Origin of the sequence: Phycicoccus sp. 3266, from assembly GCF_031456495.1 — a bacterium.
Classification (GTDB): Bacteria; Actinomycetota; Actinomycetes; order Actinomycetales; family Dermatophilaceae; genus Pedococcus.
The window spans coordinates 1,306,075-1,328,857 of the sequence record NZ_JAVDUW010000001.1; the positions used below are offsets into that span (position 1 = coordinate 1,306,075).

28 protein-coding genes are annotated in these 22,783 nt (G+C 73.1%); 8 read left to right on the top strand and 20 right to left on the bottom strand.

Annotated features, from left to right (window positions below):
- The first annotated feature begins 46 nt into the window (after positions 1-46).
- The 3 genes from phoU (at position 47) to J2X64_RS06215 (ending at position 2,848) form a co-directional block, all read left to right on the top strand.
- Positions 47-736 (top strand): phosphate signaling complex protein PhoU, encoded by a 690-nt coding sequence (gene phoU / locus J2X64_RS06205; protein WP_310151106.1) that lies wholly within the window; start codon positions 47-49, stop codon positions 734-736.
- A gap of 157 nt (positions 737-893) precedes the next feature.
- Positions 894-1,445 (top strand): SigE family RNA polymerase sigma factor, encoded by a 552-nt coding sequence (locus tag J2X64_RS06210; RefSeq protein WP_310151109.1) that lies wholly within the window; start codon positions 894-896, stop codon positions 1,443-1,445.
- The gene (locus J2X64_RS06215; RefSeq protein WP_310151112.1) at positions 1,442-2,848 is read left to right on the top strand and encodes a hypothetical protein; all 1,407 of its coding nucleotides are present in this window, start codon (positions 1,442-1,444) and stop codon (positions 2,846-2,848) included. Before J2X64_RS06210 ends, J2X64_RS06215 begins: the two co-directional genes overlap by 4 nt.
- A 10-nt stretch (positions 2,849-2,858) precedes the next feature.
- Here the strand turns inward: J2X64_RS06215 and J2X64_RS06220 are convergent, their stop codons facing one another.
- From J2X64_RS06220 to J2X64_RS06240, 5 genes are all read right to left on the bottom strand, one after another.
- A complete protein-coding gene (locus J2X64_RS06220; RefSeq protein WP_310151114.1) occupies positions 2,859-3,596 on the bottom strand; it encodes a phosphoglyceromutase in 738 nt (245 codons plus the stop codon).
- A 9-nt stretch (positions 3,597-3,605) separates the two neighbouring features.
- Positions 3,606-3,797 (bottom strand): DUF6767 domain-containing protein, encoded by a 192-nt coding sequence (locus J2X64_RS06225; protein ID WP_310151118.1) that lies wholly within the window; start codon positions 3,795-3,797, stop codon positions 3,606-3,608.
- Between the two features lie 40 nt (positions 3,798-3,837).
- Positions 3,838-4,368 (bottom strand): YbjN domain-containing protein, encoded by a 531-nt coding sequence (locus J2X64_RS06230; RefSeq protein ID WP_310151120.1) that lies wholly within the window; start codon positions 4,366-4,368, stop codon positions 3,838-3,840.
- Positions 4,365-5,717, bottom strand: a complete 1,353-nt coding sequence (gene mshA, locus J2X64_RS06235; protein WP_310151123.1) for a D-inositol-3-phosphate glycosyltransferase — start codon at positions 5,715-5,717, stop codon at positions 4,365-4,367. Before mshA ends, J2X64_RS06230 begins: the two co-directional genes overlap by 4 nt.
- Before the next feature lie 71 nt (positions 5,718-5,788).
- A complete protein-coding gene (locus J2X64_RS06240; protein ID WP_310151126.1) occupies positions 5,789-6,565 on the bottom strand; it encodes a hypothetical protein in 777 nt (258 codons plus the stop codon).
- Between the two features lie 131 nt (positions 6,566-6,696).
- Between J2X64_RS06240 and J2X64_RS06245 the strand changes: the two genes are divergently transcribed.
- The gene (locus tag J2X64_RS06245) at positions 6,697-7,518 is read left to right on the top strand and encodes a class I SAM-dependent methyltransferase (protein WP_310151129.1); all 822 of its coding nucleotides are present in this window, start codon (positions 6,697-6,699) and stop codon (positions 7,516-7,518) included.
- A gap of 18 nt (positions 7,519-7,536) precedes the next feature.
- On the opposite strand, the gene J2X64_RS06250 is transcribed toward J2X64_RS06245, so the two are convergent.
- The 7 genes from J2X64_RS06250 to J2X64_RS06280 all read right to left on the bottom strand — a co-directional run bounded on the left by J2X64_RS06250 (position 7,537) and on the right by J2X64_RS06280 (position 12,048).
- Positions 7,537-7,935: a phosphomannose isomerase type II C-terminal cupin domain gene (locus J2X64_RS06250; protein WP_310151132.1), complete on the bottom strand. Its 399-nt coding sequence runs from the start codon at positions 7,933-7,935 to the stop codon at positions 7,537-7,539.
- Between the two features lie 11 nt (positions 7,936-7,946).
- Complete coding sequence (locus J2X64_RS06255) at positions 7,947-8,282, bottom strand: DUF2516 family protein (protein WP_310151134.1); 336 nt, start codon at positions 8,280-8,282, stop codon at positions 7,947-7,949.
- Positions 8,283-8,310: 28 nt separating this feature from the next.
- Positions 8,311-8,736, bottom strand: a complete 426-nt coding sequence (gene dtd, locus J2X64_RS06260) for a D-aminoacyl-tRNA deacylase (RefSeq protein ID WP_310151137.1) — start codon at positions 8,734-8,736, stop codon at positions 8,311-8,313.
- 3 nt (positions 8,737-8,739) lie between these two features.
- Positions 8,740-9,720 carry an asparaginase gene (locus J2X64_RS06265; RefSeq protein ID WP_310151139.1) on the bottom strand — a complete coding sequence of 327 codons (981 nt, stop codon included), beginning with the start codon at positions 9,718-9,720 and terminating at the stop codon, positions 8,740-8,742.
- A 146-nt stretch (positions 9,721-9,866) separates the two neighbouring features.
- Positions 9,867-10,553, bottom strand: a complete 687-nt coding sequence (locus tag J2X64_RS06270; protein WP_310151142.1) for a hypothetical protein — start codon at positions 10,551-10,553, stop codon at positions 9,867-9,869.
- Positions 10,554-10,567: 14 nt separating this feature from the next.
- Positions 10,568-11,122, bottom strand: coding sequence for a helix-turn-helix transcriptional regulator (locus J2X64_RS06275; protein ID WP_310151145.1), 555 nt, complete (start codon positions 11,120-11,122; stop codon positions 10,568-10,570).
- Between the two features lie 74 nt (positions 11,123-11,196).
- Positions 11,197-12,048: a 3-keto-5-aminohexanoate cleavage protein gene (locus J2X64_RS06280; protein ID WP_310151148.1), complete on the bottom strand. Its 852-nt coding sequence runs from the start codon at positions 12,046-12,048 to the stop codon at positions 11,197-11,199.
- Positions 12,049-12,188: 140 nt separating this feature from the next.
- On the opposite strand from J2X64_RS06280, the gene J2X64_RS06285 reads away from it, so the two are divergent.
- Positions 12,189-13,601: a polysaccharide biosynthesis tyrosine autokinase gene (locus J2X64_RS06285; protein WP_310151150.1), complete on the top strand. Its 1,413-nt coding sequence runs from the start codon at positions 12,189-12,191 to the stop codon at positions 13,599-13,601.
- A 112-nt stretch (positions 13,602-13,713) separates the two neighbouring features.
- On the opposite strand, the gene J2X64_RS06290 is transcribed toward J2X64_RS06285, so the two are convergent.
- Positions 13,714-14,757: a glycine cleavage T C-terminal barrel domain-containing protein gene (locus J2X64_RS06290; protein ID WP_310151152.1), complete on the bottom strand. Its 1,044-nt coding sequence runs from the start codon at positions 14,755-14,757 to the stop codon at positions 13,714-13,716.
- Positions 14,754-15,167 (bottom strand): Fur family transcriptional regulator, encoded by a 414-nt coding sequence (locus J2X64_RS06295; RefSeq protein WP_310151155.1) that lies wholly within the window; start codon positions 15,165-15,167, stop codon positions 14,754-14,756. Before J2X64_RS06295 ends, J2X64_RS06290 begins: the two co-directional genes overlap by 4 nt.
- Before the next feature lie 56 nt (positions 15,168-15,223).
- On the opposite strand from J2X64_RS06295, the gene J2X64_RS06300 reads away from it, so the two are divergent.
- Complete coding sequence (locus tag J2X64_RS06300) at positions 15,224-16,243, top strand: LCP family protein (RefSeq protein ID WP_310151157.1); 1,020 nt, start codon at positions 15,224-15,226, stop codon at positions 16,241-16,243.
- Positions 16,244-16,353: 110 nt separating this feature from the next.
- On the opposite strand, the gene J2X64_RS06305 is transcribed toward J2X64_RS06300, so the two are convergent.
- From J2X64_RS06305 to J2X64_RS06315, 3 genes are read right to left on the bottom strand one after another with little or no spacing between them, the layout of a single operon-like run.
- Positions 16,354-17,301 carry a hypothetical protein gene (locus J2X64_RS06305; RefSeq protein WP_310151160.1) on the bottom strand — a complete coding sequence of 316 codons (948 nt, stop codon included), beginning with the start codon at positions 17,299-17,301 and terminating at the stop codon, positions 16,354-16,356.
- The gene (locus J2X64_RS06310) at positions 17,301-17,885 is read right to left on the bottom strand and encodes a low molecular weight phosphatase family protein (protein ID WP_310151163.1); all 585 of its coding nucleotides are present in this window, start codon (positions 17,883-17,885) and stop codon (positions 17,301-17,303) included. The genes J2X64_RS06305 and J2X64_RS06310 overlap by 1 nt, the downstream gene beginning before the upstream one ends.
- Positions 17,886-17,888: 3 nt before the next feature.
- Positions 17,889-18,386, bottom strand: a complete 498-nt coding sequence (locus J2X64_RS06315) for an FABP family protein (RefSeq protein WP_310151166.1) — start codon at positions 18,384-18,386, stop codon at positions 17,889-17,891.
- 122 nt (positions 18,387-18,508) lie between these two features.
- On the opposite strand from J2X64_RS06315, the gene J2X64_RS06320 reads away from it, so the two are divergent.
- Positions 18,509-18,880 carry a DsrE family protein gene (locus J2X64_RS06320; protein WP_310151167.1) on the top strand — a complete coding sequence of 124 codons (372 nt, stop codon included), beginning with the start codon at positions 18,509-18,511 and terminating at the stop codon, positions 18,878-18,880.
- Between the two features lie 72 nt (positions 18,881-18,952).
- On the opposite strand, the gene J2X64_RS06325 is transcribed toward J2X64_RS06320, so the two are convergent.
- Together J2X64_RS06325 and J2X64_RS06330 are read right to left on the bottom strand one after the other, a co-directional pair.
- On the bottom strand, positions 18,953-19,810 hold the full coding sequence (locus J2X64_RS06325; protein ID WP_310151170.1) for a hypothetical protein: 858 nt from the start codon (positions 19,808-19,810) through the stop codon (positions 18,953-18,955).
- 16 nt (positions 19,811-19,826) lie between these two features.
- Positions 19,827-20,087, bottom strand: coding sequence for a MoaD/ThiS family protein (locus J2X64_RS06330; protein WP_310151174.1), 261 nt, complete (start codon positions 20,085-20,087; stop codon positions 19,827-19,829).
- An 83-nt stretch (positions 20,088-20,170) separates the two neighbouring features.
- Here J2X64_RS06330 and J2X64_RS06335 point away from each other — a divergent pair, with 83 nt between their 5' ends.
- Positions 20,171-20,860 carry a response regulator transcription factor gene (locus J2X64_RS06335; protein ID WP_310151177.1) on the top strand — a complete coding sequence of 230 codons (690 nt, stop codon included), beginning with the start codon at positions 20,171-20,173 and terminating at the stop codon, positions 20,858-20,860.
- A gap of 72 nt (positions 20,861-20,932) precedes the next feature.
- Here J2X64_RS06335 and J2X64_RS06340 read toward each other — a convergent pair whose 3' ends face one another.
- Positions 20,933-22,768, bottom strand: a complete 1,836-nt coding sequence (locus J2X64_RS06340) for a bifunctional metallophosphatase/5'-nucleotidase (RefSeq protein WP_310151179.1) — start codon at positions 22,766-22,768, stop codon at positions 20,933-20,935.
- Between the last annotated feature and the right edge of the window lie 15 nt (positions 22,769-22,783).

Here is a 22,783-nt window from a genome sequence, read left to right on the forward strand (position 1 = left end):
CGGAACGCTGACCACGCACGCCCCGTGCCGACACCCAAGGGACGCAATGCGCAACGCCTTTCACGAGGACCTCGACCTCATCTCCGACCAGCTCGTCGAGATGACGCGCCTGGCCGGTTCCGCGATGGCCCGGGCCACCACGGCCCTGCTCGACGCGGACATCCAGCTCGCCGAGTCGGTCATCGAGGCCGACAAGGAGCTCGACACCCTGCGCGAGGACCTCGACGCCCGGTCCATCGACCTGCTGGCCCGCCAGCAGCCGGTCGCCACCGACCTGCGCATGGTCGTCACCTCGATGCGGATGAGTGCCGACCTCGAGCGGATGGGCGACCTCGCCCGCCACGTCGCCAAGGTCGCCCGCCTGCGCTACCCCGACTCGGCGGTGCCGGCCGACATCCGCGCGACCATCCTGCAGATGGGCCAGGTCGCCGAGCGCATCGTCGCCAAGGCCGGCCAGGTCATCGCGGGCAAGGACGTCGAGGGGGCCAAGACCCTCGAGCGCGACGACGACGCGATGGACGAGCTGCACCGCGAGCTGTTCAGCCACCTCATCGACGGCTCGTGGCAGCACGGCACCGAGGCCGCCGTCGACATGACCCTCGTGGGTCGCTACTACGAGCGCTTCGCCGACCACGCCGTGTCGGTCGCGCACCGCGTTGTGTACCTGGTCACCGGTGAATGGGATGTCGCCGAGGACCACGAGGAGCAGGAGGACCGCGCCGACGGGCTGCGGTGACCCCTGTTCCCCGAAGGGCCCGGACCGCCGCGGGGGCGGCGTCCGGGCCCTTCGCGCTGCCTGCGGCACGGCACCGTGACGCCCCCGGCTCGCCGAGCCCGGCGAAAACCTCACCTGCGCTCTCAACCCCGGCCACACTGACTCGCGTCTAGGGGGCATGAGCACCGCACTGGCCGAGAGGGGGGTCGCCGTGGACGGCACGGAGGAGGACTTCGCGCGCTTCGTCCGCACCCGGTGGGACCACCTGGTCCGCACGGCATACCTCCTCACCGGCGACCGGGGGCGCGCCGAGGACCTCGTGCAGACGACCCTCGTCAAGGTCCACCGGCGCTGGGCGCACGTCGCGGCGGAGTCGCCGTACGCGTACACGCGCGCCGCCCTGGCCAACGAGTCCGCCTCGTGGTGGCGCCGGCGCCGGGTGGCCGAGTCGCTGGGCGACGTCCCGGCGCATGCGGACCGCTCCCCCGGTGACGCGTATGCCGCCGTGGACGCCCGCGACGAGCTCGCCCGGGCGGTGCTGCAGCTGCCGCCGCGGATGCGCGCGGTCATCGTCCTGCGCTACTTCGAGGACCTGTCCGAGGCGGACACCGCCGCTGCGCTCGGCATGTCCGGGGGCTCGGTCAAGAGCCAGGCCTCGCGCGGGCTCGAGCGGCTCCGCGCGGTGATGCAGGTGCAGGACGACGCAACGGGCGAGAGGAGCCTGGCATGAGCATCGAGACCCAGCTGCGCGAGGCGCTGGCCGCCCGCGCCGACGAGGTGTCCCCTGCGGTCGACGACCCGTGGTCGAAGGTGGACGGCGCGATCCGGACGTCCCAGCGGCGCCGCCGCACGGCATACGCGGGCGTCATGGCGGGGGTCGTCGCCCTGGCGGTGGTGGTCCCCGGGCTGCTCCGTCCCGGCACGGACCGCACGACCACCCCGGCCACGCACACGGCACCCGTCGTCCCCGGCCCCCAGGACCCGCGGTGGGGGGCGCTGTCCACGTGGCCGACTCGCGGCTCGCTGTCCGGCGACGCCGCCTTCCTCCTGGCCGTGGAGCAGCGCACGGGCGCCCACGTCCTCTACGCGGGGGACGTCGGCGAGCGCCGCGTGGTCGTCACGTGGAACGACCAGGACACCGGGTCCGGGCTGGGGACGACGTACCTGCTCAGCGGCCCGCGCGACACCGCCGTCGACCAGCTGGCCCAGGTCGCCGAGGCGCCGCCATCGGCAGCGACCGTCGTGACCGTCCTCGCCGGGCAGCGCACAGGTGCGACCCTGGTCGCGCTGGCCACGCCGCTGCAGAGGTCGGTGGAGGTCTCCCCCACCGTGCGGATCGAGCCCGACGCGACGGTGACCCGCACCTGGTCGACCGCGGCGCTCGACCGGGACGGGACCGCGAAGGTGTCGCTGCCCACGGTTGCTCCCTACGCGACGCGGGTGCGGATCGCGGGCTCCGACGGAGCCCCCACCCTGACCGACCCCGGCGAGCCGCAGGCGGCCGACCCGGCGTCGAGCATCTGCCTCAACTGCCCCGTGGACGAGCTGCGCGCCAAGGCGCCCCGCGCCATCAGCGGCACCATCGGGCTGTCGCTCGGGATCGACCCCGCCCGCATCACCACCCACGAGGTGTATGCCGGCCCGGTCGACCTCGAGGTGGCGGCCGCGGCCGGGCCCACCGACATCCGCGGTGGGGGGTTCGACGCCCTGCTCTACGTCGCGACGTCCGAGCTGCCCGAGGGCGGGGTGCTGCGCACTGCGCTCCTCGTCACCTCGGCCAAGGACGGCAGCTCGGCGCAGACCACCGAGCTGGAGAACGGCGTCCCGGTCGAGGCGGCCACGGCCGACCAGCGGCCGGTCGTCATCTCCGGGCCCGACCTCAAGGGCTCCGACACGATGATCGAGGTGTTCGCACCCGCTGCCGCGCGGGTGGCGCTGGTCTCCGACGCCCCCACGGTCTTCCCCGGGGCGGCCCCGAAGGCCGTGGCCGACGGGTCGGCGTCCTTCCGGCTGTCGGGCACCGGCGGCACCGACCACCTGCGCGTCGCGACCTACGACGCCTCCGGCCGGGAGACCGGGCTCTGGCCGCTGCGCAGCACGAACACCGACGACCCCTACGACGTCAGGCCGTGAGCACCGACGGTCAGCGGCGGCCCTGGTTGGCGACGGCCGCGGCGGCCTCGGCGGCGGCCTCGGGGTCGAGGTAGCGCGCCGGCTCGGACGGCATGAAGTCCTCGCCGAGCGTGTAGACCAGCGGCTGGCCGGTGGGGATGTTCAGGCCCGCGATGTCCTCGTCGCTGATGCCGTCGAGGTGCTTGACCAGGGCGCGCAGGGAGTTGCCGTGGGCCGTGACGAGCACGGTCTCACCCGCTGCCAGGTCGTCGCGGATCGCGCCCTCCCAGTACGGCATCATCCGCGCGATGACGTCCTTGAGGCACTCGGTGCGGGGCACCTCCACCCCGTCGTAGCGCGGGTCCGAGCTCTGGTCGAACTCGGAACCGACCTCGATGGGCGGCGGCGGGACGTCGAACGAGCGGCGCCACAGCATGAACTGCTCGTCGCCGTACTTCTCCCGGGTCGCGGCCTTGTCCAGCCCCTGGAGCGCGCCGTAGTGGCGCTCGTTGAGCCGCCAGCTGCGCCGCACCGGTATCCAGTGGCGGTCGGCGGTGTCGAGCGCCGTGTTGGCGGTGTTGATCGCACGGCGCAGCACCGAGGTGTGCACCACCGTGGGCAGGATCCCGTTGTCCTTCAACAGGTTCCCGCCGTTGACCGCCTCGGCGCGCCCCTTGTCGTTGAGGTCGACGTCGACCCAACCGGTGAAGAGGTTCTTGGAGTTCCACTCGGACTCGCCGTGACGCAGCAGGATCAGGGTGAGGGCCATGGGGGCAGCCTAGTGCTCGGCCCGCGCCGCCCGGACTGCCGCCCGCTGCTCGGCCAGGGCGGCGCGCAGCTCCGGGTCGTCCATGGCGAGGTAGACCAGTCCACAGTCCTGGGGCCCCGTCGCGCCGGGGAAGCACAGCGAGCAGGGGTCGCCGGGGCGCAGGGGGCACTGCGCGACGGGACGACGGCTGGTGCTGGCCACGGCACCACCATCACCGGGCGCCGTGCCCCGCGCGAGGGGCCTAGGTCCCGTCGCCGTCGGGTCCGGGGTCGCCGTCGCGCTGCAGGATCGGCCGGAACGCCTCGAGGTTGCGCAGCGACTCCCCGCGGGACACCCGCCACTCCCACTCCTTGCGCATCGAGCTGAGGAACCCGATGGCGAGCAGCTCGTTGAAGTGCGAGTCCGCCGCCTCGAGCACGGCGCCGAGGAGCCGGTCGAGGTATGCCGTGTCGACGCCCTCGAGCGGGACGCGCCCGGTGACGTAGACGTCGCCGGCTCGGTCGATGGCGTACGCGAGGCCGGGCAGGCGCAGGTTGTGCCGCAGCAGGTACCGGTAGAACTCCTGGTGGTTCTCGTCGGGGTTGCGGATGACGAACGCCGAGACCGAGAGCGAGTCCTCGCGGACGATCAGCGACAGCACGGTCTTGAGCTTCTTCTCGCCGGGGAGGGTGACGACGTACTCGCCCGTGCGAGCGCCCTCCTCCCACTGCAGCTCGGCATCCGCCAGGAACTCCTCGATGGCGTCCACGGCCGAGGTCCGCACCGGGTTCACGGGACCACCGCCGGCGCCATCCCGTCGAGGGGCTGGCTGCTGCCCGGCTCGACCGCGGGCGGCGCACTCGGCGCCGTGCCGGCCTGCTGACCGGCGAGGCCGGCGCGACGGGCACGGCTCGCCTCGACGTAGACCTCGTAGAGCCGCTCTGTCGTGCGGTCCCACCCGAACAGGGCGGCGTGCTCGACAGCCTTGCGGGACAACGAGTTCCGCCGGTCGGGGTCGAGCAGGAGCGACTCGAGCGCGTCGGCCCACTTGGGGACGGCGTGCCCGTCGACGAGCACGCCTGCGTCGCCCACGGCGGTCGGCAGGCCGCCGACGTCGGCGGCGACCACGGGCGTGCCGCAGGCCTGGGCCTCGACCGCCACCAGGCCGAACGACTCCGAGTGCGAGGGGACCGCCACGAGGTCCGCCGCCCGGTACCACTGCGCCAGCTCCGGGCGCGGCACCGGCTTGACGAAGCGCACCTGGGGGGTGACGCCCAGCTGCTGGGCGAGCTGCTGAAGCGACTCGGGGTGCTCGAGCCCGGACCCGCTCGGACCGCCGAGGATGGCCACGACCAGCTCACCGGCCCACGAGGGGTGGCGCGCGAGAAGCTCCGCCGCCGCCTCGACCAGGACCTCGGGAGCCTTGAGCGGCTGGATCCGTCCCACGAACAGGAGCACCCTGGCGTCCTGCGGCAGGCCGACGGCGGCGCGAGCGGCCGCCCGGTCGCCCGGCGTGAACAGCTCGAGGTCCACCCCCGGCGGCACCACGACGACCTTGTCGGGCTCCGCGGCATACAGCTCGATGAGCTCGCGCCGCTCGCCGAGGGTGTTCGCGATGAGGCGGTCGGCCGCCTCCACGACCTGGACCTCGCCGATCTCGCGCCCGGCGGGCTCCGGGGAGTCCTCGCTCGCCAGGTGCTGGTTCTTGACGCGGGCCATGGTGTGCATGGTGTGCACGAGCGGGACCTGCCAGCGGTCGGCGGCCAGCCAGCCCACCTGGCCGGACAGCCAGTAGTGGGAGTGGACGAGGTCGTAGTGGCCCTCGGGCGCGAAGGCCCCGACGCGCATCACGCCCGCCGCGAAGGCGCACAGCTGGCCCGGTAGGTCGTCCTTGCGCAGGCCCTCGAACGGCCCGGCCGTGACGTGCCGCACGAGTACACCCGGCTCCAGCTCGTGCACCGCCGGCTGGTCCACGGACGTGGCCCGGGTGAAGATCTCCACCTCGACGTTCCGGCGCGCGAGCTGGCGCGCGACCTCGACGACGTAGACGTTCATCCCGCCGGCGTCGCCGGTACCCGGCTGCTCCAGCGGGGAGGTGTGGACGCTGAGCATCGCCACGCGGTTGATGCGGTCCGGTGCCATGCCGCCGAGTCTGCCACCTGCCCCCACGCCCGGCTGCCCGGCCCGGGGCGGGTGGGACGGGCGGCGGGGCCTCAGCCCGACCCGCCGCTGCGCGACTGGGAGGAGACGCTGAGGAAGCTCGCGTCGGACCAGATGTGCACGTCGGTGCGCCCCTTGGCGCGCACGTCGACACCGCGGGCCACCCGCTGCGGGCCGAGGCCGATGTCGGTGCCGAGGCTGGAGGAGAACGCCGCCTGGCCCTCCAGGGTGGTGGGTCGCAGCCACCGTGCGGAACCGCGCAGGTTGACGTGCGGCAGGCCCGGCGGCAGCCCCTCGGTCAACGGGCGGTGGTCCAGGTGCCAGACGACCCCGTCGGCGCCGTTGACGTTGACGCCGATCTTGACCACGCCGCCGGCGAGCTCGACGCGCAGGGTGAACGGCACCGACCCGTGGGCGTCGAACAGCTCGCCGACGTAGGTCGCCCGACCCGGGAGGAAGACGAGGCCGTCGACCCGCATGTTGTCGAGCCGGCGGTCGATGTGCTCGTGCGTCGAGGCGCCGCTGCCCGTGGTGTGCCCCTCGACCGCGGACAGGAGCGACCCCCCGATGACCGACTGGAACAGCAGGGTGTCGCCGCGCAGGACCCGCATGCCGTCGGCATACATGCTCACCGTGACCCCGCCACCGAGGGTGGCGACGCCCTTGGCGTCCGGGCGCACCGTGAGCAGCCCGGGCGTGACCGTCTGGAACCCGTGGTCCTCACCGAGCCACTTCGGGAGGTGCGTCACGAGCCCGAGGAGCGCCAACGCACCCAGCGAGGCCACCAGCGCGACCATGCTGCGGCTGATGTCCTGCTCGCGCCAACGCACCCCGTCAGCGTAGAGGGGCGCGGGCGCCCACCCCGCACGCTTCCGTGGCACGTCCCGCCCGGAGCGCTTCCCCATGCCTCCCCGCGCCTCGTCACGCCGGACGCGGGCAGGTCGGCGCGACGTGCTTCCGTATGCTGCGGGGCGTGGTCGTGCAGCGCCCGGTCGGCACCGTGACGCGCGGGACCACCAACCCCAACCGCCTGCGCCGGGTCGACCGGTGGCTGGCCGGGCCGCAGGCGTGGCGCCTGCGAGCGCCCGTGCGGCCGCCGGTGGTCGTCGACCTCGGCTACGGCGCCTCACCCGTGACGGCGGTGGAGCTGCACGACCGGCTGCGCCACGTGCGCCCGGACGTCCAGGTCGTGGGTGTGGAGATCGACCAGGCGCGCGTCGAGGCCGGGCAGGCGCTCGCCCGGGACGGGCTGTCGTTCCGCCGCGGCGGGTTCGAGGTGCCGCTGCCCGGCGACGCCCGCGCCACGGTGGTGCGCGCGTTCAACGTGCTGCGGCAGTACGACGAGGCCCAGGTCGCGGACGCCTGGCGTACCGTGCAGGACCGGCTCACCGACGACGGCCTGCTCGTCGACGGCACCTGCGACGAGCTCGGTCGCCGCAGCACCTGGGTGGCCGTGGACCGTGACGGCCCGAGGTCGCTCACGCTGTCCTGGCGGCTGCGCGGGATGACGGTTCCGTCGGACATCGCCGAGCGGCTGCCCAAGGTGCTGATCCACCGCAACGTGCCGGGCGAGCCCGTCCACGCGTGGCTGGGGGCGCTCGACCGGGCATGGGCGCACGCGGCACACCACGGCAGCTACGGCGTGCGTCAGCGGTTCCTGGCGACGATCACGGCGCTGCGCCACGAGGGCTGGCCGCTGCTCGACGCGCCGGCCCGTTGGCGGCTCGGCGAGGTGACGGTGGCGTGGGACGCCGTCCGGCCCGCGGAGGCTCGGCCGGCGTAGTCGTCCTCGCGGCGGACGTCAGCGGGCGTAGTCGTCCTCGAGTCGGACGATGTCGGCCTCGTCGAAGTCGCCGTACGCGATCTCGAGCAGGCGGCCCGGCCGGTCGCCCTTGTTGGCCATGCGGTGCAGCGAGCCCACGGGCACCCACACCGCCTCGCCGGGGGCCGCGCTCCAGGTCCGCTCGTCCACGGTCACCTCGATCGGCACGTCGAGCACCTGCCAGAACTCACCCCGGTGCGAGTGCGTCTGCAGCGAGAGCCGGTGGCCGGGCTCGACGGTGATGATCTTGACGGTGACGCGCTCGTTGGAGACGAACTGCTGGAAGTTCCCCCACGGCCGGTCGACGGTGAAGATGCCCTCACGCGGGTCGGGCAGCGCCTCCGCGGGTGCCTGCACGTCTGCGGTTCTGTCAGTCATGGATCCCCCTGTCACCACGGGCCGTAGGGGCCCATGTGCTGGTTGCCGCCGCGCCCGCCGCTCACCTGGCGCAGGGCCGGCCGGACGTCGGCCAGGTAGATGGCCGCGCCCACGAAGCCGATGAGGCCGATCGAGAACAGCAGCCCCGACCCGATCGAGATGAACCCGAACAGGGCGGCGACCGCGGTCACGATGGTCCAGAACTTCTTGGTGCGCTTGCCGGCCGCGACGAACGCGTCCGGACGGTGTCGCACGCAGTCCACCAGTGCGAAGACCTCGGCCGCGAAGGCCGCGAGGCTCAGCAGCCAGACGACGAGGTTCTGGGCCGAGCCCAGTGCGGAGAACATGCGGACCAGCGTAACGGGGTGCCGGACCTCAGACGTCCACCACGAGCGTGACAGGTCCGTCATTCACCAGCTCGACCTGCATCATCGCGCCGAAGCGTCCCGTCGCCACCTCGACGCCGCGCTCCTGCAGCGCGGCGACGAGCGCGGCGACGAGCGGCTCGGCCACCGGACCCGGTGCCGCCGCACCCCAGGACGGACGGCGCCCCTTGCGCGTGTCGGCATACAGCGTGAACTGGCTGACCACGAGCACGGGCGCACCCTCGTCGAGGACGGAGCGCTCGTCGCGCAGGATGCGCAGCTCGCTGATCTTGCGCGCCAGCACCGACACCTGGTCGGGACCGTCGTCGTGGGTGACGCCGACGAGGGCCACCAGACCGGGACGGGTGATCTCGCCGACGACCTCGTCGCCGACGACCACCCGTGCCCGGGTCGCGCGCTGGAGGACGGCGCGCACGGGTCAGATGCCGACCGCGACGACCGCCCCGACGGGCTCGCCGTGGCCGAGGACGGGGGCGTCCTCGAGCTGGGCGAGGGCCGCGGACTCGATCCCCAGACGGCGCATGACCGCGGCGAGGATGACCGGCTTGGCGCGGGTACCGCCGTCGGCGACCTTGAGCGCGATGCCGCGCCCGTCGGCGAGCCCGACGGCATACACCGCCTCGGCACCGTCCTTGGCGATGAGGCCGGGCGTGCCCTCGACGAGGGCCGTGACGTCGCGGCCGGTGCCCCCGAGGTATGCCGGGAAGGCCCGGATGCCGTCGGCGACCATGGCCTCGGGGGTGCCCGGCTCCGCGGACGCGAGGCGGCCGAACGCGCGGGCCAGTCCGGCGAGGGTGACGGCCATGACGGGGGCGCCGCAGCCGTCGACGGCCGTGGCGGTGATCTCGTCACCGGTGAGCTCGGCCAGGGTCTCGGCGATCGCCTGCTGGAGCGGGTGGCCGGGGTCGCGGTAGGTCGCGGTGTCCCAGCCGTTGACGACGCAGGTGGCCAGCATCGCCGCGTGCTTGCCGGAGCAGTTCTGGGTGATCGGGAGCTTGCCGCCGCCGTTGCGGATCACCGCGTTGCGGGCGGCCTCGTCGAGCGGGTAGTCCGGGGTGTTCTGCAGCGCGCCCTCGGTGAGGCTCACCGAGGCCAGGACCTCGCGGACGCCCTCGAGGTGGAAGTCCTCGCCCGAGTGGCTGGCCGAGGCCAGGGCGAGGTGCTGGGGCGCGAGGCGCAGGCCCGCACGCACCATGGCGAGGGTCTGCAGCGGCTTGTTGGACGAGCGCGGGAACACCGGGTCGTCGACGGTCCCGAGGGCCAGCAGGTGGCTGCCGTCGGCCGCCGTGGCGACGACGGAGGCGCGGTGGGCGGACTCGACGAAGCCGCCGCGCACGTAGTGCGCGAGCACCGGGGCCGAGTCGAGGGCGGGCGGGGTGGGCAGGGCCGGATCGGTCACCCGGCGAGCGTAGCCACCGGGACGTCGGCCGGCGTGGCGGGGCGGGTCGTGGCCCCGGCTCCAGGGATGCCGACGGCCCCAACCCGGGTGTCGGGTGGGGGCCGTCGGGGGTGGGGCCGGTCAGGGGCCGGCCCCGGTGGTGTGGCTCAGTCGCCGACCTTCTCCGCCGCGGCGGTGGTGGCCTTCTTGGTGGCGGAGGCCGTCTTGCGGGCGCTGGTGGCGGCACGCTTGGCCGAGCTCTTGGTCGTGGCGGCCGACTTCTTCGTGGTCGTCGCGGTGCGCTTGGCGGCGGTGCGGGTGCGGGCCGCGGACTTCTTGACGGTCGCGGTCGCCTCACCGGCCTCGGCGCTGACCGACTCGGTGACGGCATCGACGGTGGCGACGGCCTCGCGGCGGCCGGTGGTCAGCGTGGCCTTGGCCGAGCGCTGGATCTCGCTGGCGGAACGGCGCACGGTGGTGACGGCACCCTTGCCGAGGGCGAAGGTCGCCTCGGCCTGGGCGAGCAGGTCCTGGGTCGGCTTCTGGGTGCGGACGCGCTTGACGAGCTTCTCGCCGCGGGCGACGACGGTCTCGTACTCCTCCTGGGCCTTGCCGGCCAGGACGAGGCCGCGGTTCAGGGCCAGGGCGGGGAGCTCCTTGCCCTGCTCGACGGCGACGGTGGCTCGCGCCTGGGCCTTGGCCTGCAGGGCGGACGGGTCGAGCTCGGCGCCGACGGTGCGGGCCTTGAGGCGGGCCTCGCGCACCTTCTCGACGGCGAGGTCGGTCAGGCCGACGACGGCGTACACGGGGGTGCTGTCGGTGACGGTCTTGCGGATGTCGGCAACGCGTGCCATGGGGATCTCCTTCATCAGGGTGTGGTCGTGGTGGGGCGGGAGGCGCTCCGGGGAGGGGCGGACTTCGACGCCGGCTTCCCTGCCGGCTTCGCGGTGGCCGTGCCGGCGCGCTCGGCGGCCGGTCTCGCGGCCGCCTGGGCTGCCGTGGCGGCCTTCCCGGTCTTCGGCGTGCCGGCCTTCCGGGCGGCCCGCGTACCGGCCGGCTTCGCGGCACCCACGAACGAGTCGTAGATGTCGAGGAGCGCGGCCCTCTGGCGGTCGGTGAGCTTCGGGTCGGCGCCGATGACGGCCCGCGTGTCGAGCGGCTCGGCCTCGTGGCCGTGGCGCTCGTCGAGGATCCCCGCCCGCACGTAGAGCGACTCCGCGGAGACCTCGAGGCCCTTGGCGAGCTGTTGGAGGATCTCGGCGCTGGGCTTCTTCAGGCCCCGCTCGATCTGCGACAGGTAGGGGTTGGAGATCCCGGCCAGCTCGGACAGCTGGCGCAGCGAGAGCCGGGCCGACTGACGCTGCTCGCGCAGGTAGTCGCCCAGGCTGTTGCCTGCCAGGGGGCCGAGCGGGATCCGGGTCATGCCTCCAGTGTGCTTGCTTCAGTTAGCAGAATGCAAACCCGAGACAGCGTGACGGTGACCACACGGGTGGCGGGTCAGGCGGTGGGCGTGCGGCGGTCCCTGACGCCGAGCAGGGCACGGGCGTCGTCGGTGGACATCGCCGGGCGCTGCATGACCTCGGCGAGGTGGGCCGCACGCTCCACGAGCTGGGAGTTGTGCTCGACCGGCACGCCCCGGGCGTAGACCACGTTGTCCTCCATGCCGACGCGCAGGTGGCCGCCGGCGGACAGGGCCGCCGCCGCGACGGGCAGGTGCGAGCGCCCGATGCCGGTGGCCGACCACGAGGTGACCTCCGGCGGCAGCATCGCGACGCCGGCCACCAGCGCGGCGGTCGTGCCCGGCATACCGCCCGGCACGCCGGTGACGAAGTCGACGTGCACCTTCCCGCCGAAGGGGAGCCCGTGGCGGTCCAGCAGCCGGGCCAGCGCGGCTACGTGGCCGAGGTCGAAGAGCTCGAACTCGGGGACGACCTCGCGCTCCTGCGCCTGGACGTAGAGGTCGGACATGAAGCCCCAGGGGTTCAGGAAGACGTCGTCGCCGAAGTTGGTGGTGCCGCAGGTCAGCGAGCACGAGTCGGGCTCGGCGTCGAGCACGGTGAGCCGCTGCTCGAGCGGGTCGTGGACCGAGCCGCCGGTCGACAGCTGCACGATGAGCGAGGTCTGCTCGCGCAGCGCCTCGACCGCCGCCGACAGGTACCCGTGGTCGAGCGTGGGCCGGTGCTCCGCGTCGCGGATGTGCAGGTGGATCATCGCGGCGCCGACGGCCTCGCAGGCCTTGGCGGTCTCGACCAGCTCCTCCAGGGTGGTGGGGAGCTGGGGGACGTCGGCCTTGTCGAGCTCGGCGCCGGTGGGCGCGACCGTGATGAGGGTGCCGGGGGTGGGAGGCATGGAGTCATCATGGCAGCGAGTGCTCGCGTCGGGGTCCCCGGAGGGCCTCCCACGTGTGGGACACTGAGCACCGCCTGTGCGCAAACGCGCGCAAACCGGGACCGGGGACAGCCCGGGGGACAGAGAGCGAAAGCGGGACCGTGGACCTTCACGACTACTACCGGGTGGTACGCAAGCGTTGGCGCACGATCGCCGCCTGCACCCTCCTGCTGGTCGCCCTGGCGGCGCTGATGACGCTGTCGAGCCCGAAGACGTACCAGGCCCGCACGCAGCTGTTCGTCTCCACCTCCGGTGGCTCGGACTCCACCCAGCTGCTCCAGGGGAACGTCTTCACCCAGCAGCGCGTGAAGTCCTACGCCGACCTCATCAACACCCCGACCGTGCTCAACCCGGTCATCAAGCAGCTCGGCCTGGACATGTCCCCCGACGCGCTCGGCGGCAAGATCACCTCGAACGTGCCGCTCGACACCGTCCTGATCGACGTCCTCGTCACCGACCGCGACCCCGAGCGGGCAGCCAGGATCGCCGACGCGGTGGGCAAGCAGTTCAGCACCACGGTCGGCGAGCTCGAGCGGGTCTCCGACTCGGCCCCGAGCCCGGTCAAGGTCTCCGTCGTGCGGCCTGCCGCCGTCCCGGGCGGCCCGATCAGCCCCAACCCGACCCGCAACATCGGCCTGGGCGTCGTGCTCGGCCTGCTCGTCGGGCTCGGGGCCGCGCTGCTGCGCGACACCTTCGACACCTCGGTCAAGAGCGAGCGCGACGTCAAGGACGCCACCGACGAGACCGTCCTCGGCGGCATCGCGTTCTCCAACGACGGCGCCAAGCAGCCGCTGATCATCCAGTCCGACCCGCACGGCCCGCGCGCCGAGGCGTTCCGCTCGCTGCGCACGAACCTGCAGTTCGTCGACGTGGCCAACCACCCGCGCTCGATCGTCTTCACCTCGTCCCTGCCGGGTGAGGGCAAGACGACGACCACCGCCAACCTCGCCATCAGCATGGCCGCCGCCGGGGCGCGCGTCTGCGTCATCGAGGGCGACCTGCGCCGCCCGCGCCTGCTGCAGTACATGGGCATGGAGGGCTCGGTCGGCCTCACCAACGTCCTGATCGGCCAGGCCGACCTCGAGGACGTCATCCAGCCGTTCGGCGACACCGGCGTCCAGGTCCTCGGCGCCGGCCAGATCCCGCCGAACCCGAGCGAGCTGCTCGGCTCGGAGACGATGGCCCGGGTGCTGCGCCAGCTGGAGCAGATGTTCGACTACGTCATCATCGACGCCCCGCCCGTCCTGCCCGTCACCGACGCGACGGTGCTGAGCACCATCACCGGCGGCGTCGTCGTGGTGGCCGGCTGCGGCGTGGTGGCCAAGGAGCAGCTCAGCCGGACGATCGCCTCCATCAAGGGCGTCAACGGCAACGTGCTCGGCGTCGTCGTCAACCGCATCCCGACCCGGGGCGCGAACGCCGAGACCTACTACTACGGCGAGGGGTACGCCCCGCTGTCGCCGGACCGCAGCCGCCGCGAGCGCTCCCGCGACCGCCAGGGCGTCCGCGTCTGACCGACGCCCCAGCACCGACCGCACGGCCCGCCGTCCCCCAGGGGAGGCGGGCCGTCGTCGTCGAGAAGGTCGGTGTCGTCGAGGTGGACGGGTCAGGGCCGGTCGTGCGCCCTCAGGGGGCGACGACGACCTCCTGCGCAGCGCTGACGCCGGCGACGTCGAGGGTGGCGTCCACCGGGGTGTTCCGCTTGATGAGGGCCAGGCCGATCGGGCCGTCCTCGTGGTGCCGGGCCACCGACGTCAGGAAGCCGACCTGCCGGCCGTCGAGGCTGACCGCGCTCCCCCGGTCCGGCAGCGTGTGGCCCGAGCCGTCGAGGTGCAGGAACACCAGCCGCCGCGGCGGCCGCCCGAGGTTGTGCACCCGCGCGATGGTCTCCTGCCCGCGGTAGCAGCCCTTGTGCAGGTGGACCGCCGTCCGCAGCAGGTCGACCTCGTGCGCGATCGTGCGGTGGTCGGTCTCGAAGCCGAGGCGCGGTCGCCACGCGGCGACGCGCAGCGCCTCGCTCGCCCAGGTGCCGGCGAGGTCACGGTCGCCCACGGCCTGCTCCAGCTCCGCGCGCGGCACGAGCACCTCGCGCCAGCGCCGGTCCTGCGCCGGGTGACCCTCGACGGGCCCGTATGCCGCCGTGTCGCCGACCAGCCCCGGCCACGGATCGCGCCAGGCGAGCGGCTCGCCGGGCCGGGACTCCGAGCCGGACGGCTCGCCCAGCACGGCCCAGTCGGCGCTCACGTCGGCGACCTCGACGCGCAGCATGAAGCGCATGGAGTCGAGCCACCCCGCAAGCGCCGCGGAGGTGCCCGGCTCGGTGGTGACCCACGTCGTGGTGCCGTCGTCGACGAGGTGCAGGTCGTGCTCGACGTGGCCCTTCGGGCTCAGGACCAGCGCCTCGCGCGAGTCGTGGGGCACGAGGCCGGTCAGCTGCTGGCTGGTGATCGAGTGAAGCCAGGAGAGCCGGTCGGGCCCGGTGACCGTCACCACGCCCCGGTGGGACAGGTCGACGACGGCGAGCCCCTCGGCGAGCAGGCGCTGCTCGCGCACCGGGTTGCCGTAGTGGGCTGCGACCCCGGCGTCGGGGCCCTCACCCTCCACCGCCCCGGGGCGCGCCAGCAGGGGCGACCGGTAGGCGGTCGCCTCGGTCTCGACGTTCTCTGTCACCGGCTGCACTCTGCACACTCCCCGTGGACGGCCATGTGGGTCACGTCTGCGACAAACCCGTTGGCGGCCAGAACATTCCCGACGAACTCCGTGGCGAACGACTCCGGGCACTCCTCGACGCGGCCGCAGCGGCGGCACACGAGGTGGACGTGCCCGGAGTGGTCGGCGAGGTGGTAGCTGGGCGCCCGGTGGTCCAGGTGCGTGTGCGCCACGACACCGAGCGACTCCAGGGCCTCCAGCGCCCGGTAGACCGTGGAGGCGGCCAGCGGCTGGCCACCGTCGGCCGCGACGAGGGACACGACGCGGTCAGGTGTCACGTGGCCCTCCTGCGTGACGACGTCGAGCACGCGTCGCCGCTGGGAGGTCATCCTCAGACCCTGGGCGCGCAGCTGCTCTCCGACGTCCTGCACCGTTCCACTGTACGGTCCTGGCCCGGACGGCCCTCCGGGTTACCTACACTGACCGGGTGCTCGATGAGTTCGAAGACACCAGGCCCACCCCGCAGACCCCCCGCCGCAGGCATCGCGCCCGGCGGGTCGTCGCGGTCCTCGTCGCGCTCGTCGTGCTGGTGGTCGTGGGGGGCGCCGCGGCATACCTGCTGCTCCTGAACCACACCGTCTCGACCAACGTGAAGCGGGAGTCCCTGCTCCCCACCCCCGGCGTGAGCGGTGCCGACGCCGGCCCGACCAAGAAGCCGGCCGCCAAGGACGCGCAGAACATCCTCTTCATCGGCTCCGACGCCCGCGCCGGGCTCGGTGGCGCGCGGTCCGACGTGATCGTGCTCATGCACGTGTCCGGCGACCGCAAGAAGGTCACGCTCGTGCACTTCCCCCGTGACCTCTACGTCAGCGTGCCGGGCCACGGCAAGGACAAGATCAACGCGGCCTTCGCCTACGGCGGCGCGCCGCTGCTGGTGCGCACCCTGCAGGACCTCGTCGGGGTGCCGATCGACCACGTGGCGATCAGCAACTTTGAGGGCTTCAAGAACATGACCGACGCCGTGGGCGGCGTGAACGTCTACGTCGAGGAGCCCAGCAGCGGCCCCAACTACACGTTCCACAAGGGCTTCCAGGAGATGGACGGCGCCGAGGCGCTCGCGTTCGTCCGCGAGCGCAAGGACCTCAGCGAGGGCGACATCTCGCGTGGGCGCCGTCAGCAGGCGTTCATCAAGGCGCTGCTGCTGAAGTCGCTGAGCAAGGACGTGCTCACCAACCCGGTGACGCTGGCCAAGTTCGTCGACGCCGGCACGAAGAACCTCATCGTCGACGACAAGTTCACGGTCGGCGAGATGCGCAGCGAGGCCTTCTCGATGCGGAACCTGCGTGGCCGGGACGTCAGCTTCGTCACCGCCCCCTTCGCCGGGTTCGGGACCTCGCCCGTCGGCGCCTCCATCGACATCCTCGACGAGCCCGGCATGAAGGTGCTGGCCGACGCCCTGCAGAACGACGACATGGCCAACTACACCGACAAGTCCCTCACGCCCTGACGCGACGGGCCCCGTCGGGCCGCTGGTTCCCGGCAGGGGTCCCGAACGGAGTCCCGGACGCGTGCCCGTGCAGTCCCGGCACGGTCGGCCGGGAGACCCGGAGCCGACGGCTAGGGAGTCGTCCAGTCGCCGAGGTCGGCCGCGGAGGTGTGGACCTCGTCCCCCACGCGCAGCCAGGCCCGGTCGGCGGTGACCGAGAGCGCGACGCTGCCCGGGTCGACCTTCGTCAGGTCGGTCTCGATGCAGCCGGTCGCCTTGGTCGGCGACCCGCTGGCCACGACCGCCAGGCCCTTGCACCCGTCGACCTTCGGGACGACGAGGTAGGAGTCGCCCGAGCCGTTGATGGCGACGGCCAGCGCGCCCTCGGCGGTCGCGACGGTGCGCCACGACGTGCCGGTCTTGCTGGAGAGCAGCTTGCCGTTGCCGCAGAGCACCTGGGCGCCGCTGTCGACGACCGCGAGGTCGATGACGTCCGACGAGCCGCACGGCTTGCCCCGCTTGCCGGTGGGCAGGCCCACGGTGTCGGTGGCGCGCGGGTCGCGGTACCAGGCGTCGTTCACGCTGCCGCCGTCACCGAAGTCGGCGTCCACGGCGCTGGTCTGCTTGATCGCCGGGGCGCAGTCGCCCTTGTCGGCGCCGACGGCGAAGGCCGAGCCGTCACCGCGCACGCGGACCCGGACGATCACGTCGAAGGGCGCCGAGCGGGGCCCCCACGTCTTGCCGCCGTTGGTGGTGAGCTCGAGCGTCGCGCCGCCCTTGTCGCACGTTCCCTGCGTGAATCGCAGCGCCCGCTTGGCGTCCACGCCGACCACACCCACGGCGACGGGCACGACGTCGACGGCAGGCGCGCCGGAGGTGCCCTTCGAGCCGGTCGAGGAGCTGCTGGACGGCGTGGGGGTGGATCCGGCGGGCAGGCCCTCGGACGAGGCGCCGACCGTCTCGCCGCCCCGGGCCACGGGCTGCCGGGTGCTGCTGACGGCGAGCCCCACGAGGGCCACGTCGACGACGAGGAAGGCCGCCAGGGCGACGAGGCCGGCGCGCTCGGTGAGCCGGGCCATCAGGGCCGCCCCAGGGCCGCGACGACGGTGGGCAGCGCGCTGCTGATCTCCTGGGCCATCTGCTCGAAGACCTCCGGGCCACGTCGGTAGGGGTCGATGATGTCGGCCTCGGCGTCGGACAGCGGTGGCCGCATGCCGCGCTGGCCGGCGGCCAGCGCCACGACGCGCTGCACGTGCTCGGACGCGGACGCCGACGGGGCGTGCAGCTCGGCCGGGTCGATGCCGGCGAGCAGGTCGGCGAACTCGCGGAACGCGAAGACGTAGCGCAGCGCGCGCGGGTGCAGGGTGGCGACCTTGCCGCGGTGCGCGCGCGTGGCGGTCAGCACGAGGTCGGCCGACGCCACGTGCTGGGGCAGCAGCGTGCGGGCCACGAAGCCCTCGGAGGGGTAGCCGAGCCGGTCCATGATGACCCGCGAGCCCTCGTCGACCGGGTTGCCGGCGAGCGCGCCGGTGCCACCGCTGGTGACCTCGACCTCACCCTGCCCCCAGGAGCGGTCGAGCTCGGTCTGCAGGGCGCGCTCGAGGTACGGCGAACGGCACACGTTGCCGGTGCACACGGTGAGGATCCGCGCAGGCGTCGTCATCGGTCAGCCGACACGCTTCAGCTCGGCGGAGACGTGGCTCTGCAGCGGCTGGCCGACGGCCGCCATGTCCATGGCCCACAGCAGGTTGGAGTTCACGAGGCCGTAGAGCCGGCTCGCCGCGTTGTACTCCTTGGCGTGCGGGCTGCGCAGGACGCCGTCGGTCCGCAGCTCGATCTTCGCCGGCTCGGCCTTGCCGTAGTACATCTCGACGATCCCCGTGGGATGGGTGAGCAGCAGCTCGACCTCACCGCCCTCGACGGGACGCCAGAACCCCAGCTCGGTGGCGAGCGGGCGCACCTTCTGGCCGGCGTCGTCGAGCAGCCAGGTGCGGCTGTGCCACTCCAGGAACGGGCGCCCGTCGTGGGTCACCTCGATCTCCTGGCCGAAGTTGGCCGACTCGATCGTGGGGTAGCCGACGACGCCCGCCCCCTCCCAGCGCCCGATCAGCCAGGCGAGGGGGGCGAGCTCCCGGGGCAGGTCGGGGTCGAGGGTGAACTGCATCAGCGCGGCGTCTTCACCAGGCGGTAGACGACGAAACCGGCGAACCAGGTCACCACGACGGCCGTGGCCACGAGCAGGGCGATGTAGAACGTGTGCACGCGCCAGATCGTAGCCTGTGGGCCATGTCCGACCCGCGAACCCGCCTCATTGTCAAGGTCACGTCCGGCGTCGAGGCCCTCGAACGGCTCAACCAGGCGTTCACCGTGGCCGCCACGGCGGCTGCCAGCGGGGTGGAGGTCAGCCTCTGGCTGACCGGGGAGGCCACGTGGCTCGCGGTGCCCGGGCGCGCGGAGGAGGTGACCCTGCCGTATGCCGCGGAGCTGGCCGAGCTGCGCGACGCCGTCCTCGCGGCCGGCACTCTGACGGTGTGCGGCCAGTGCGCGGCCCGGCGCGGGCTCGAGGTGGACGACCTCGTCGCGGGTGCCACGATCCGGGGTGCGGCGGCCTTCGTCGAGGAGGTCATGGCGCCGGAGGCCCAGGCCCTCGTCTACTGACGTCGGCGTCCCCGCCAGTGGGAGGGGTGCCGCCCGTGGGGTGAGCCCGGAGCAGGGCGGGTGCCGGCTGTGTCAGCCGGAGAAGACGGGGGATGTCACGACCGTGAACGAGATGACCCCCACGAGCAGCGACGCGGCCAGGGCGGACGCGAGCTGGGCCCGCGGCAACGGGGCGGAGGGCAGCGGGGCGAGCACCCGGCGGGCCGCGTGGGAGATCGCGGCGGCGAGGAGCCCGAGCAGGGCGCCCGAGCCCGCGGTCGGCTCGCCGGCCACGAGCGCGACGACGAGCGCGGCCAGCCCGCCGGCGAACATCGAGATGAACAGCGCCCACTGCCGCAGCCGTGGCACCGAGATGAGGGGGTCGGCCAGGACGCCGACGGCCAGCCCCGCCATCGCGGCGGCGAGGCCGTGCTCGCCGTAGAGGTACTGCGGGATGGGCGCGAAGGCCGCGCCCGAGGCGATGATCGCGAGTCCCGCCACGGTCGAGGCGATGGACTCGGTGAGCCGGGGGCGACCGTCCCGGCGCAGCAGCTGGTGGGCGAAGGCGGCGAGCACGGCGACGGCCATCGCCGCCGGCATCCACTCCAGGTACGGCTCGTCGCGGGTCAGCAGCACCGCGGCCGACGTGAGCGCGACCCCGACCGACAGGACTGCGGTGGTTCCCCTCGGGCTCGGCAGGCCGAGCAGCACCGGCCAGCCCCAGGCGAGCACGAACCCGCCCAGCGCCACGGCGAGCGCCACGAAGCGGGGGCTCGCGTACCCGGTCAGGGCCACGAGCGCGGCGAACGCGATGGTGGCGACGATCGAGACGGGCCGCACGGCCAGGGCCCGCTTGGGCAGGTCGGCACGCGACGCCTCGGCCACCGCACGCCGCTCACGGCGGGTCAGCGGCAGGACCGGCGCGGACTCCTGCTCAGGCACCTCGGACACAGCCCGCATCCTCCCATCACCCCCCGGCGAACGGGGGCAGGACCTCGACGACGGCTCCCGCGGGCAGGACGTCGGACCGCTGGGCGGCCCGGCCGTCGAGCAGGAGGCTGCTGACGGCGGCCACCGGGGCCAGGCCCGGGCGCAGCGCCGTCGCGGCCGCCAGGGCGTCGCCCACGGTGGCGCAGCCGGTGATGACGTCGCAGTCCGCCCCGGCGGCCGCACGGGCACCCGCCCAGTAGCGGACGGTCACGGACTGCTGCTCCTGCTCCGACGGCATACCTGCCCCTCTCCGGTGAGACAACGATCTCACCATGCGTACGGCACCCCGGTCACGTCGGCCTGCCCGTACCATCGGCAGGGATGGCCCGACTGCTGCTCCTCACCAACGCGCTGGCACCCAGCGCGGACGTGCTGCCGGCCCTGGGGCTCCTGACCCACCACGTGCGGGTCATCCCGGCCGAGCCGACCGCGCTGGTCGACGCTCCCCCCGCCGACGCGGTGCTGCTCGACGCCCGCCGAGACCTGGCCGTCGCCCGGTCGCTGTGCCGCGTCCTGCGCGCCACCGGCATGTCCGTGCCGCTCCTCGCGATCCTCACCGAGGGCGGCCTCGCCGGCATCACGGCCGAGTGGGGCGTCGACGACGTGCTGCTCGAGTCCGCCGGGCCGGCCGAGGTCGAGGCGCGGCTGCGCCTGGCGGTCGGCCGGATCGCCGAGGCGCAGGAGCCCGAGGAGGTCCAGATCACCTCCGGCGACGTCACCATCGACGAGGCGACGTACTCCGCGCGGGTCAAGGGCCGCCTGCTCGACCTGACCTACAAGGAGTTCGAGCTCCTGAAGTACCTCGCCCAGCACCCGGGCCGCGTCTTCTCCCGCGCCCAGCTGCTGCAGGAGGTGTGGGGCTACGACTACTACGGGGGCACGCGCACCGTGGACGTCCACGTCCGTCGCCTGCGGGCCAAGCTCGGCTCGGAGTACGAGGTCCTCATCGGGACCGTGCGCAACGTCGGCTACCGGTTCGTCCCCGCCGAGGACATCGCAGCCGACGCCTGAGCCCTGCACGACGACGCCCCACCCGGGACCCGGGTGGGGCGTCGTCGTGCCTGCGCCGTCAGGCGCCCGCCGTCACGGGGTGGCCGTGATCCGGGTCAGCGCACCCGGGGTGTAGGGCGAGCTCGCCGACAGGTAGCTGGCGAACGCGTCGATGTCCAGGCCGCCGTAGTAGACGTTCGTCCCCTGGGCCATGGTCGGGAAGTTGTCCCCACCACCCTGGAGGAAGTTGTTCGTCACGATGCGGTAGGTCTGGCCGTCGACCAGCGGCTGTCCGTTCACCGTCACCGTCCCGAGCGTGGTGCCCGAGTAGGTGTAGTTGAAGCCCTTGTTCACCTGCAGGATCTTCTTAGCGGTGCCGGCGTTCTTGCCGGACCACTGCTCGGTGAGCAGCTGCTTGACCTGCGCGCCCGTGAGGTCGAGCGACACGAGGTAGTTGTTGAACGGCTGAACGTTGAACGCCTCCTCGAAGGTGATGTCGCCGGGCGCCTCGCCGTACTTGCTGCTGCTGTACGTCAGGTCGGTGCGGATGCCACCGGGGTTCATGAAGGCGATGTCCGGCTTCCTGCCACCGGTCACGACCGACGGGTCGGCGAGCTGGGCGTCGGCGATGAGGTCACCGAGCTGCGACTCCCCGCCGGCGTTGCCGGTGCGGGTCACGTCGGTGGTGACGTGGCCGATGACCTTGCTGGCGATCGGCGTCACGAGCGTCTTGTAGCGGTCGATGAGGGCCGTCTGGTCGGCGTCCTTGGCGACGTCACGGGTGACGATCATGTTGGCGCTGTCCACCGAGGTGCGGACGATGTCCTGCGTGCGGCGGTCGTAGGTCAGCTCGGTGTCGGTGAAGAGGCGGCCGAACGACGACGCGGAGGTGACCATGCGCGGCTGGCCGGCCGGGTCCTTGATGTCGCAGACGTACGGCTGGTGGGTGTGGCCGGACACGATCATGTCGATGGCGGGGTCGAGGCCCTTGGCGATCGGGATGATCGGGCTGTCGGCGGCGAGGCTGCCCCCCTGGGCGCACGTGTAGTCGTACGTCGGGTTCACGGTGTACGGCGTGCCGTTCTCGTACCAGGTCTGCTGGTTCGGGGTGCCGCCCTGGTGGATGAGCACGACGATCGCGTTGACGCCCTGGGCCCGCAGGACGGGCACGAGCGCGTTGGCGGTCGCGACCTCGTTCTTGAACTGCAGGCCGGCGACACCGGCCGCGGTGACGATGGTCGGGGTGTCCTGCAGGGTCATGCCGATGAAGCCGATCTTGGCGCCCTTGATGTTCTTGATCGTGTAGGGCGGCAGGATGGTCTTGTCGGTGCCGGAGTAGACGACGTTCGCGGCCAGGTAGTCGAAGTTCGCACCCGTGAAGGTCTTGCCGCCGGGGCAGGAGTCCTGGTTGTTTGCGCCGGTGCCGTCGTCGAGGCAGCCACCGTCCGCCATCCGCTGGAGCTCCTTGTAGCCCTCGTCGAACTCGTGGTTGCCCACGGCGCTCGCGTCGAGGCCGAGCGAGTTCATCGCCTCGATGGTGGGCTCGTCGTGGAACGCGGCCGACAGCAGCGGGGAGGCGCCGATGAGGTCACCGGCCGCCACGGTCAGCGAGTACGGGTGGCCCTTGCGGGCCTCCTTCAGGTGGGTGGCGAGGTACTCCACGCCGCCGGCGTCCGTGGTGACGTCCTGGGCGACCAGCGCCCCCGTCTTGGGGTCGGTGACGGTCTTGTGCCCGGTGACGATGCGGCCGCTGGAGCCCGACGGGGTCTCGAGGTTGCCGTGGAAGTCGTTGAACGACAAGAGCTGGATGTCCATGGTCGGGCCGTTCGCGGCAGCCGTCGAGCTGCCCCCGGTCATGGCCAGGCCGGCGGCGGCCATGGCGGCCACGGCGACGACTCCCGACAGGCGTCGGGTGCGCAGAGAGGTCATGTGTGCGTCCTTGTG

Bases quoted from the DNA above. Each gene is read 5' to 3' on its own strand.
- J2X64_RS06250 (WP_310151132.1), bottom strand. From the start codon at position 7,935: ATGACTGACAGAACCGCAGACGTGCAGGCACCCGCGGAGGCGCTGCCC.
- J2X64_RS06275 (WP_310151145.1), bottom strand. From the start codon at position 11,122: ATGACCCGGATCCCGCTCGGCCCCCTGGCAGGCAACAGCCTGGGCGAC.
- J2X64_RS06305 (WP_310151160.1), bottom strand. From the start codon at position 17,301: ATGGCCCGGCTCACCGAGCGCGCCGGCCTCGTCGCCCTGGCGGCCTTC.
- phoU (WP_310151106.1), top strand. From the start codon at position 47: ATGCGCAACGCCTTTCACGAGGACCTCGACCTCATCTCCGACCAGCTC.
- J2X64_RS06280 (WP_310151148.1), bottom strand. From the start codon at position 12,048: ATGCCTCCCACCCCCGGCACCCTCATCACGGTCGCGCCCACCGGCGCC.
- J2X64_RS06270 (WP_310151142.1), bottom strand. From the start codon at position 10,553: ATGGCACGCGTTGCCGACATCCGCAAGACCGTCACCGACAGCACCCCC.
- J2X64_RS06340 (WP_310151179.1), bottom strand. From the start codon at position 22,768: ATGACCTCTCTGCGCACCCGACGCCTGTCGGGAGTCGTCGCCGTGGCC.
- J2X64_RS06255 (WP_310151134.1), bottom strand. From the start codon at position 8,282: ATGTTCTCCGCACTGGGCTCGGCCCAGAACCTCGTCGTCTGGCTGCTG.
- J2X64_RS06330 (WP_310151174.1), bottom strand. From the start codon at position 20,087: ATGCCGTCGGAGCAGGAGCAGCAGTCCGTGACCGTCCGCTACTGGGCG.
- J2X64_RS06210 (WP_310151109.1), top strand. From the start codon at position 894: ATGAGCACCGCACTGGCCGAGAGGGGGGTCGCCGTGGACGGCACGGAG.
- J2X64_RS06315 (WP_310151166.1), bottom strand. From the start codon at position 18,386: ATGCAGTTCACCCTCGACCCCGACCTGCCCCGGGAGCTCGCCCCCCTC.
- J2X64_RS06320 (WP_310151167.1), top strand. From the start codon at position 18,509: ATGTCCGACCCGCGAACCCGCCTCATTGTCAAGGTCACGTCCGGCGTC.
- J2X64_RS06220 (WP_310151114.1), bottom strand. From the start codon at position 3,596: ATGGCCCTCACCCTGATCCTGCTGCGTCACGGCGAGTCCGAGTGGAAC.
- J2X64_RS06215 (WP_310151112.1), top strand. From the start codon at position 1,442: ATGAGCATCGAGACCCAGCTGCGCGAGGCGCTGGCCGCCCGCGCCGAC.
- mshA (WP_310151123.1), bottom strand. From the start codon at position 5,717: ATGGCACCGGACCGCATCAACCGCGTGGCGATGCTCAGCGTCCACACC.
- J2X64_RS06245 (WP_310151129.1), top strand. From the start codon at position 6,697: ATGCTGCGGGGCGTGGTCGTGCAGCGCCCGGTCGGCACCGTGACGCGC.
- J2X64_RS06335 (WP_310151177.1), top strand. From the start codon at position 20,171: ATGGCCCGACTGCTGCTCCTCACCAACGCGCTGGCACCCAGCGCGGAC.
- J2X64_RS06310 (WP_310151163.1), bottom strand. From the start codon at position 17,885: ATGACGACGCCTGCGCGGATCCTCACCGTGTGCACCGGCAACGTGTGC.